Here is a 9029-nt window from a genome sequence, read left to right as displayed (position 1 = left end):
CTCCACCCGTGAGGCGCAGGCCACGGGCTTCCAGCCGCTGCCGCTGCGCTGGCGGATCGAGGCGACGTTCGGCACGCTCTCGACGCGCTACCGCCGCCTGACCCGCCACTGGGAGCACAGCCCAGCGGCGGCCGAGGACAGCATCAGTATCGCCAATTGCCATAGGCTCATGCAGGCCTATGAGCGGCACCAATACAGCTCTTCATAGTCAAACAGGCTCTTACAGACGGAGATGACCATGGACCTCAAGCTCGGCGGCAAGACCGCCCTCGTCACCGGCGCCACCGCGGGCATCGGGCTGGCCATCGCCCGCCGCCTCGCGGCGGAGGGCGCCGAATTGGTGCTGCCCGGACGCAACCAGGCGAAGCTCGACGCGGCCGCGGGCACGGTCGCGGCCGAGCCGGGCGCGCGAGCGCCGCGCACGGTGCTGGCCGATCCGGCGACCGCGGAGGGGGCAAGAGCGCTGGTCGCGGCGGTGCCCGAGGTCGACATCCTGGTCAACAACCTCGGCATCTACGAATCGAAGCCGTTCGAGGAGATCACCGACGCGGACTGGCACCACCTGTTCGAGGTCAACGTGGTCTCGGGTGCGCGCCTCGCCCAGGCGTATTTCCCCGGCATGCTGGCGAGGAAGACCGGGCGGATCGTGTTCGTGTCGAGCGAGTCCGGCCTCGTGCCGCCGCCCGACATGCTGCATTACGCGGTGTCGAAGACGGCGCAGGCAACCATCGCCCGGGGCCTCGCCCAGCGTACCCGCGGCACCGGCGTGACGGTGAATACGGTCCTGCCCGGCCCGACCCGTTCGGAGGGCATCGTCGACTTCCTGAAGAGCGTCGCCTCCGATCCGGACCTGTCGGCGGCCGAACTCGAAGCCGAGTTCTTCCGGGTCCACCGCCCGCTCTCGCTGCTCGCCCGGATGATCGAGCCCGAGGAGATCGCCGGGCTGGTGACCTATCTGGCGAGCCCGCTCGCGGCGGCGACCAACGGGGCGAGCCTCCGGGTCGAGGGCGGCATCGTGCCGACCATCGCGTGAACGGTCACGCGGCCAGGATCTCGCGGTAGCGCGCGAGATAGGCCGCCGCCATGCGGGCCGCCGAGAAGCGCTCCCGCGCGGCGGCCCGGCAAACCTCCGGGTCGAGGGCGCCCGACGCCACGACCGCCGCGGCGATCCCGGCCTCGTCCGCGACCAGGAAGCCGGTGCGGCCGGGTTCGACGATCTCCGGCAGGGCGCCGCTCGCAAACGCCACCACCGGCGTGCCGCAGGCCATCGCCTCCATGGCGACGAGGGAGCTCGTCTCCGGGACGAGGCTCGGCACCACCAGGCAGCGCGCCGCCGCGAGGAGGCGCCGCTTGCGCGCAAAGCCCAACGGCCCGAGGAAGCGCCGGTGCCGGTCGAGGCGCGGGGCGATCGTGTCCCGGTAATAGGCCTGGTGGGCCGGATAATCGTAGACCTGGCCGCCGATCAGCAGCGGGAAGCCGCCGCGATGCGCCGCGGCGAGCGCGAGGTGGAAGCCCTTCTCCGGGCAGATCCGGCCGAGCGCCAGGGCGAAGGCCCGCTTCGCGTGGCGCGCCCGGTCCAAGGCCTGCACCGGCACCCCGTTCGGGATCGGCGCCAGCAGGGCGGGATCGGGCGGGCAGGTCCGGGCCTGCGCCGCCGAGACGCCGTGGAGCCAGGTCCGCGGCCGGCGCGGATGCAGGGCCTCCGGCGGGTACCAGGCGGGCGGCAGATGCAGGGTCGCGAGCACCGGCGGGCCGGGCGGCGGCAGGTACCCGGAAAAGTCGATCCCGTGCAGGTGGATCAGGTCGATCGGGTATCGTGCGAGGACGTCCGCGATGGCGGCGCGGTGACGGGCCCGGGCGCGGGTGCGGGCCGCCTCGTCGATCGGCCCGTCCTGCGCCGGCACCGGCACCAGGGTGCCGGCGACCCGGGACCCCGCCCGCGCCACCACGATCGAGCGGTGACCCGCCGCCACGAGGGCGGCGTCGAGCCGGGACAGCACCTGCTCGGCCCCGCCGACCGCGTCGGGGCTCACCGGCGCGAAGGGATAGGCGACGCTGAGGATGGTGAGGGGCCTCACGGCACCGGCCTTGCCTCGTTTCCCTTGGCCTCGTCCCCCTTCGGATGGCCGAGCGACAGCCGGCGCCCGGACGCCTGCCCGGCATCTTGCCCGGCATCCTCCGCCCCGAGGAGGGCCATCGCGGCGCGGTAGCCGTGGAGCGTGCCGGTATCGACGTAGGCGGTGCCGGCGCGCAGCCCGATTGCCCGGCCGCCGGCGGCGAGCCAGGCATTGACGAGGGTGCCGATATATTCGTCGCGGCAGTGCCGTGCCCGCCAGAGGGCGTGGAGCTCGGCGAGGATGCGGCCGGTGAGCTTGAACGCCCCCCAGACCCAGGACGAGGCGGGATTGGCCTGCTTCACCTGGATCTCCCGCACCGCGTCGCCGTCGAGCACCACGGCGTCGAACAGCTCCGGCCGCTCGACCGGGAAGAGCAGGAACGACAGCCCGTCGGCCGGCAGGCGCGCCAGCCCGTCATCCGGGAACCACACCGTGTCGGGCAGGCCGACCAGCACCGGCTCGTCGGGGGCGATCAGCGGCAGGGCGCGGAACAGCGCGTCGCACAGGCCCTCGGGCCGCGGCTGCACCACGTAGGCGATCGGCGCCGGGCCGTAGCCGGAGCCGTAATACTCGACGATGTCGGACTTGCCCGGGGCGATCACGAAGCAGATCTTGTCCGCCCCAGCCCGGATCATCCGCTCGACGACGTACTCGCTCACCGCGCAAGGCCGTTCGACCCCGTCGCGCAGGCGGCTGCCGACCGGCAGCAGCTCCTTGGAGAAGGCGAGCGGCTGGATGCGGCTGCCGCGGCCGGCCGCCGGAACGATGCCCCACATGCTCACGCCTCCATCACGATGGGGGTCCGGGCGGAATCCAGGATGGCCTCCAGCTCGACCGCCCGGCGGTCCGCGGTGTGGTCGGCCAGCGTGCGGGCGCGGCCGGCCTCGGCGATGCGGCGCAGCTCCGCATCGCTCCGGTCGAGGGCCGTCAGCACCGCCTCCGGCGTCTCGGCGAGCAGGATCTCGTCGCCCGGCCGGTAGAAGGCGTCGAGCCCGTCGAAGGCGTCGCTCAGCACGGCGGCGCCGCAGGCGGTGGCCTCGAACAGGCGGCCCGAGGGGCACCAGCCCATGGCGGCCATCGCCGACCGGGTGACGTTCAGCGTCAGGCGCGACGAGGCGTAGAAGGCCGGGTGCTCCCGCGGGCCGAGGTGGCGCACGAAGAAGATGTTGTCGGTCCAGGGAAAATCCGGCGGGTACTGCGCCCCGCCGATCAGGAAGCGCCGGTCCGGCCGCCGCCGGGCCGGCTCGACGAGGCAGGACACGACCTTCGCCTGCCGGTCGGCCGCGTAGGTGCCGAGATAGGAGAGATCGGCGGCGTCATGGGCCTGCGCCGCCGCCGGCCGATGCACCTCCGGGTCGACATGGCCGTAGAGCGGCGTCACCCGGGCCGCGCCGAGTTCAGTCCGCAAGCCGTCGAGGGCCGGCCCGCCGGTATAGCTCAGCACGAGGTCGAAGCCGCGAAGGCCGTCGGGACCGACATACGCCACCGCCTCGCCGCGGCGCAGCCGGTCGAGGGTGACGGGGGTGTCGAGGTCGTAGAACACCCGGAGCGCCGAGGCCCCGAGGACGAGGTCGGTGGCGGGGCCCGCATCGGGGCAGTAGGAGGTCACCATCGCGACCTCGGCCTCGGCGACGTCGCGGGCGGCCCGGGCCCGGATCTCCTCCCAGTCGGAGAACAGCACGAGCCGGCCATTCGGGATCTCGGTCAGGTCGCGGTGGGGCGCGTAGAACGGCAGGTCGCGCTCGTAGAACACCACGCTGTGGCCGCGCCGGGCGAGCGCGCGGCACAGGCCGCGCCACAGGGTGGCGTGGCCGTTGCCCCAGGACGAGCTGATCGTCAGGCCGAAGACCACGATCCTCATCGCGCGGCCCCCACCCGACGGCCGTCGGCCGATGCAGCTCGCCCCGTCTCCGCCATCCTGGTCCCCATCCCGGTCCCTTCCGCGCCCGCGGGAGAACGCACGCCGGCGAGATCCGTTCATGATCTAACAAGTCGGCGTCGGGCCATGTTTCGTGCAAGCGTGGCGGGAGCGTCCGAACCTCCCGCAGGCTCGGCCGTTGAGGGAAATCCGCCACGCGCCAGAAGGCCTCCCGGTTGCTCCGCGTCCTCACCTACAACGTGCGCCGCTGCCTCGGCGCCGACGGCCGTCTCGCCCCGGAGCGCATCGCCGCCGTGATCGCCGCCTGCCGGCCGGACGTGGTGGCGCTGCAGGAACTCGATGTCGGCCGCGCCCGCAGCGGCGGGATCGACCAGGCGACGGTGATCGCCGGCCATCTCGGCATGCGGTCGCATTTCCACCCGGCGATGCGGGTGAGCGACGAACTCTACGGCGACGCGATCCTGACCGCCCTCCCCTCCCGGCTGGTGCGGGCGAAAGCCCTGCCGGGCCATGACGGCTGCGAGCCCCGCGGCGCGCTCTGGGCCGCGGTGGTCGCGGGCGGAACCGAGGTGCAGGTCGTCACCACGCATCTCGGCCTCGGCCGGGCCGAGCGGCGGGCGCAAGCCGAGGCGCTGCTCGGGCCGGACTTCCTCGGCGATCCGGCCTGCCGCGATCCGGTGGTGCTGCTCGGCGACTTCAACGCCCTGCCGGGCTCGGGCGTCCACCGCCGCCTCGCCGCCCGGCTGCCGGACGCGCACGGCGCCAGGGCCTGGACGCGGCCGACCTTCCCGGCCCGCCTGCCGCTCCTGCGCATCGACCACGTCTTCGTCAGCCGCTCCGTCGCGGTGCGGGCGGTGCGGACCGTGGGCGGCACGCTCGCCCGCGTCGCCTCCGACCACCTGCCCCTCGTCGCCGACCTCGACCTCGCCCCGGCGCAAGCTGCCCGCCTGCACGCCGCCCGCATCTCCGTGCCCCGGGAGGAACCCGCGTGACGCAGGCCAAAACCGCTCACCGCACGACCGCTGAAGACACATCCTCTCCGGACAAGTCCGCCGAAGACAAGAAGGAGGCCTCCGCCCGCCGCCGGTTCTGGACCATCCTCCTCACCGTGCTCAGCGTGGCACTCGGCGGCTACCTGCTCTACCGCACCCTCGCCGGCTACAGCCTCGACCAGCTCGTCCAGTCGGTGCGGGCCCTGCCGGCCGGGCGGCTTGCCGCCGCCGGGGGGTTTGCCGCCGCGAGCTATCTCTGCCTCACCGGCATCGACTGGCTGGCGTTGCGCGCCGCCGGCACGCCGCTGCCCTATCCCCGCGTCGCGCTCGCGGCCTTCATCAGCCTCGGTCTCGGCCACAGCATCGGCTTTGCGGGCTTGAGCAGCGGGGCGATCCGCTACCGCTTCTACACCCGCTGGGGCCTCCACACCGCGGACGTCGCGAAGGCGGTCCTGTTCTGCGGCGTCACCGTCGCGGTCGGCCTGATGGCGCTCGGCGCCATCGCGGTGCTGGTCCATCCCGACCTCGCCCGGACCGTGACGGGACTCGGCTCGGGCGCCGTGATGGCGGCGGGCCTCGCCTGCGCGGGCGGCGTCGCGGGCTATCTCGGCCTCGCCGCCTGGTGGCGCAAGCCGCTGACCTTCCGGCGCTGGTCGCTCGAGATGCCGCCGCTGCCGCTGGCGGCGGCGCAGGTGTCCTTGGGCGCCGTCAACTTCGCCCTGGTCTCGGCCTGCCTGCACCAGGTCCTGTCGGCGGTCTCGGATGTCGGCTACCTGGCGGTGGCCTCGGTCTTCGTCATCGCCAACGCGGCGGTGCTGATCACCCACGTCCCCGGCGGCGTCGGGGTGATCGAGAGCGTGGTCGTCCACCTGCTGCCGAAGACCGACGTGATCGGTCCGCTGATCGCCTTCCGGTGCCTGTACTTCCTTGCGCCCCTGGCGCTCGGACTGGTCGCCTTCGCGGTCACCGAGGCGGTGTTCCGGTGGCGCGACGCGGGCGGGGCGGCGGCTACGCCGTCCCGAACGGCCGCTCCGGGTCGAGCAGCTCGGAGCTGACCAGGGGGTCGAACAGGCCCTCTTCCTCCGGCACCTCGCAGACCCGCAACGAGCGCGGCCCGCCCATGTGGCGCCGGATCGCCGCGATCAGGCCCTCCTGCGCGATCGCCTCGGCCATCGCGTCCGGGGCGACGCCCAGGTGCTCGGCCACCAGGCGGTCGCGGAGCGCGCGGAGCGCCCGGCGCTCGTCCTGGGAGCGGGCCTCGACCGCGAGGTCGCATTCGGTGTCGAGGGCGACCGAGCGGTTGTTCAGGTTCGAGGAGCCGATGCGCAGGAAGCGATCGTCGATCAGGACCAGCTTGGCGTGGACCTCGATCTCGCAATCTCCGTCCGGTCCTGGCACGACCGGATAGGCAACGAACAGGCGCGCGAAGCGGTCGGCGGCGCGCAGCCGGCGCAGCACCCGGTCCCGCGGCGTGCCCATGGCGACGCGCTCGGTGAAATTGTGCGAGCGGCGCGTCAGCACCACCACGATCTCGGGCCCCGTCTCCGCCGCCAGATGGGCGGCGAGCGCGTCGGCGACGAAATCGGCCGTGAGGTATTGCGCCTCGAGATAGATCGTCTCCCTCGCCGAGGCGAGGGCCGCGGCGGTGAGCGCCGCCGCCTCCTCGACCGAGGGCTCGCTGCCCTGGAGCGGCATGGTGCGGGCGATCGCGACCGGGGCGTCGGTGACGATCGGATCCAGGTCCCGCGGCCAGACCGCGCCGGCGGCAGGGCCGACCGGCGCCAGCACCTCGCCGGTGGCGGCGCGCCAGCGCTCGCGGGCGAGCGCGCCCAGCCGCGCGGCGGCCTCGCCGTCGACCGCCATCTGCAGGTCGTGCACCGGCGGGTAGAGCTCGCCGTCGGGATTGGTGCGCAAGCGGTCGCAGGCCGTATGGGCCACGGTGTCCCAGCGCCCGACCGTGAGATCGATGCCGCCGCAGAAGGCGATCCGGTCGTCGATGCAGACAAGCTTCTGATGATGGGCGGCGTAGAGCGGGTGGTGGGTGTCGAGGCGGACCGTGACCCGCGGATGCGCCTCCCACTCGGCCCCGAACAGCAGCGGCAGCGCCGCGCCCGGCCCGTGCACGGTCGCCACGCTCCAGACCAGCACCCGCACCTCGAGGTCGGGGCGCTGCGCCGCGAGGTCGCGCAGCAGCGGCCCCAGGGGCGGCGACTCCTCGGGGCTCGCCTCGTGGCGCAGGCGGATGCGCCCGTCGAAGTCCCAGCCGACGATCAGGATCGAGGATTGCGCCTGCCGCAGCGCGTCCTCCAGCCGGGCGAAGTACTCGGCGGAATCGATCATCACCGCGACCCGCCCGGCCGGCGCCACGCACCAGCAGGTGCGGCCGGGCTGGAACAGGGTCTCGGTCTCGTCGCGCGCGGGTTCGGTGGTCATGGGGCGCCAGGATCCTCCTGTCGGCGGCCGGGGATGGGGCCGGAACGGCGGGCGGACCCGTCCGTTCCCGGGCAGGCACCACAGAGATGACTCGCCGGCCCCGTCGCCGCCACGGTTTTCAACGCCGGCCCAGCCTCCTGCCGTCGCCCGGCGAGGCCGGAGGCAAGTGCCGTTTCGATGCGCAGGCCGCCCTCATTCGCCGAACGCGGCATCTTGCGCAACTGGGGGCGCGGCAGCCTCGACGGCGGTCTGCACGACGATCCGGCAGGGACGGCTCATCGGGATCGGGGCGACCGACGACCGCATCGAGGGCGACGTCATCGAGCGCGGCGGGCGGATGCGCGAAACGGAGACCGACAGGATACCCGCCGACGCCCTGACCCACGAGGGCGCCGCCGAGATCCTGAAGCGGGTCCTGGCCCTCCCCGCCGAGCCGGCGGCCGATCTCGATCCCGCAGCCGGGCTCGCCGGGCCCATCGAGCTCGGGCAGCCGCCGCATGGTGCCGGAGGCCGCGATCGCGGTCGAGATCCCGGGGAGCCCGGACGAGAGCACCGGCGTCGACTGGCTCGCACCGAACCTCGGCGAGGGCGAGCGCATCGCCCTCGCCGAGCCGATCGGCGCCCTGCTGGCGCGGCCGGCCGTGCGCCTGATACCTTCGCGCCTTGCGCCGTCGAACGGATCCGCTCGAAGGCACGGCGGTATGAAACCCATCCTGACGGCCCTGCGCGAGTTGAGCCTCGGCGGCGGCACGGGCGAAGGCGGGCGGCGCCGGCTCGGCCTCGTCGATGTCGCGTCCCTCGCGGCCCTGGAGCGGATCGGCCGGGCGGCGATGATCGCCTGGCGAGGCGGAACCCGGCGGTGGAGGCGCATGCCGTCGGCCGTGCCCACCGCATCCGGCCAGGACAAGCCGGTCTTCGTCCACAGGCTCGTCGCGGCCCGCCGCATCGAGGAGAAGAGGGAGGCGCTGAACGGCACGCAAGGGTGCGGTGGCCGAGCGCTGTGCGACCCAGCCGGGGCGCCGACGCCAGCGGACCTGGACGTGCTGCTGGAGGGGTGAGGCGGAGAAGGGCTTCACTCCCCGCCTCGCAGGCCGGACCGGCACCGGGTCGCCACGACGGGCCCGCAGCCGGCGGGGCCTGGGGTTTGGACCTCGACGGCGTGACCGTGCGGTTCGCTGCCCACGGTGGGAAGCGGCCCTGCGCCAGCCGCCCGGGAGTGGCCGTTCCGTTTCCGACTCAGATCGATCGCCTAGCTCTATTCCGGTCCGTCCGAGAACCAGACATCGCGACATACGGCAATGGCCGTATCGTCCGGCGCCCGGTCTTCGATCAGCCACGCCGCGCCGATGGAGCGTGCCTGCGATAGGCTTGGGGACTTGACGCAACCCGCGGGGTCCGACGCACCGACGCAGGGGATGAACCACGCGGGTCCCAGGAGCCGAACCTTGAAGCTCGCCTCCGCTCGCGTCATCATCAACGCGACCCCTAGTGCCTTGACTCAAACGGATGGTGCAGCGTTGCCGTTGACGGCATCGAGGATGGCGGCGGCCGGCTTGGTCCAGACGAAGGGCTTCGGCCTGCCGTTGTGCTCGGCGATGTAACGGTTGA

8 protein-coding genes and 1 pseudogene are annotated in these 9029 nt (G+C 73.4%); 5 read left to right on the top strand and 4 right to left on the bottom strand.

The features are described 5' to 3' along the window. Together FF100_RS36205 and FF100_RS36200 are read left to right on the top strand one after the other, a co-directional pair. Window positions 1-208 (top strand): annotated as a pseudogene (locus FF100_RS36205) (IS5-like element ISMpo5 family transposase); the annotation flags it as partial. A gap of 30 nt (window positions 209-238) precedes the next feature. Further along, window positions 239-1033, top strand: a complete 795-nt coding sequence (locus tag FF100_RS36200; protein ID WP_139040842.1) for an SDR family NAD(P)-dependent oxidoreductase — start codon at window positions 239-241, stop codon at window positions 1031-1033. 4 nt (window positions 1034-1037) lie between these two features. Here the strand turns inward: FF100_RS36200 and FF100_RS36195 are convergent, their stop codons facing one another. The 3 genes from FF100_RS36195 to FF100_RS36185 are packed head-to-tail and all read right to left on the bottom strand — an operon-like array spanning window position 1038 to window position 3978. Continuing rightward, window positions 1038-2078, bottom strand: coding sequence for a glycosyltransferase (locus tag FF100_RS36195; RefSeq protein WP_246102780.1), 1041 nt, complete (start codon window positions 2076-2078; stop codon window positions 1038-1040). Beyond that, complete coding sequence (locus FF100_RS36190) at window positions 2075-2893, bottom strand: nucleotidyltransferase family protein (RefSeq protein WP_139040841.1); 819 nt, start codon at window positions 2891-2893, stop codon at window positions 2075-2077. Before FF100_RS36190 ends, FF100_RS36195 begins: the two co-directional genes overlap by 4 nt. 2 nt (window positions 2894-2895) lie before the next feature. Beyond that, window positions 2896-3978 carry a CgeB family protein gene (locus FF100_RS36185; RefSeq protein WP_139040840.1) on the bottom strand — a complete coding sequence of 361 codons (1083 nt, stop codon included), beginning with the start codon at window positions 3976-3978 and terminating at the stop codon, window positions 2896-2898. 233 nt (window positions 3979-4211) lie between these two features. On the opposite strand from FF100_RS36185, the gene FF100_RS36180 reads away from it, so the two are divergent. Beyond that, window positions 4212-4988 carry an endonuclease/exonuclease/phosphatase family protein gene (locus FF100_RS36180; RefSeq protein ID WP_139040839.1) on the top strand — a complete coding sequence of 259 codons (777 nt, stop codon included), beginning with the start codon at window positions 4212-4214 and terminating at the stop codon, window positions 4986-4988. Window positions 4989-5092: 104 nt separating this feature from the next. Further along, window positions 5093-6043 (top strand): lysylphosphatidylglycerol synthase transmembrane domain-containing protein, encoded by a 951-nt coding sequence (locus FF100_RS36175; RefSeq protein ID WP_139040843.1) that lies wholly within the window; start codon window positions 5093-5095, stop codon window positions 6041-6043. Here the strand turns inward: FF100_RS36175 and FF100_RS36170 are convergent. Further along, window positions 5997-7421, bottom strand: a complete 1425-nt coding sequence (locus FF100_RS36170; protein ID WP_139040838.1) for a phospholipase D-like domain-containing protein — start codon at window positions 7419-7421, stop codon at window positions 5997-5999. The two genes, FF100_RS36175 and FF100_RS36170, sit on opposite strands and share 47 nt — an antisense overlap. Before the next feature lie 497 nt (window positions 7422-7918). Here FF100_RS36170 and FF100_RS37485 point away from each other — a divergent pair, with 497 nt between their 5' ends. Then, window positions 7919-8479 carry a hypothetical protein gene (locus FF100_RS37485; protein ID WP_171070477.1) on the top strand — a complete coding sequence of 187 codons (561 nt, stop codon included), beginning with the start codon at window positions 7919-7921 and terminating at the stop codon, window positions 8477-8479. The last annotated feature ends 550 nt before the right edge of the window (window positions 8480-9029 follow it).

Origin of the sequence: Methylobacterium terricola, assembly GCF_006151805.1 — a bacterium.
GTDB classification, from domain to species: Bacteria; Pseudomonadota; Alphaproteobacteria; order Rhizobiales; family Beijerinckiaceae; genus Methylobacterium; species Methylobacterium terricola.
This window is presented reverse-complemented; position numbering and strand designations above follow the sequence as displayed.

Bases quoted from the DNA above. Each gene is read 5' to 3' on its own strand.
- FF100_RS37485 (WP_171070477.1), top strand. From the start codon at position 7,919: ATGGTGCCGGAGGCCGCGATCGCGGTCGAGATCCCGGGGAGCCCGGAC.
- FF100_RS36190 (WP_139040841.1), bottom strand. From the start codon at position 2,893: ATGTGGGGCATCGTTCCGGCGGCCGGCCGCGGCAGCCGCATCCAGCCG.
- FF100_RS36185 (WP_139040840.1), bottom strand. From the start codon at position 3,978: ATGAGGATCGTGGTCTTCGGCCTGACGATCAGCTCGTCCTGGGGCAAC.
- FF100_RS36170 (WP_139040838.1), bottom strand. From the start codon at position 7,421: ATGACCACCGAACCCGCGCGCGACGAGACCGAGACCCTGTTCCAGCCC.
- FF100_RS36200 (WP_139040842.1), top strand. From the start codon at position 239: ATGGACCTCAAGCTCGGCGGCAAGACCGCCCTCGTCACCGGCGCCACC.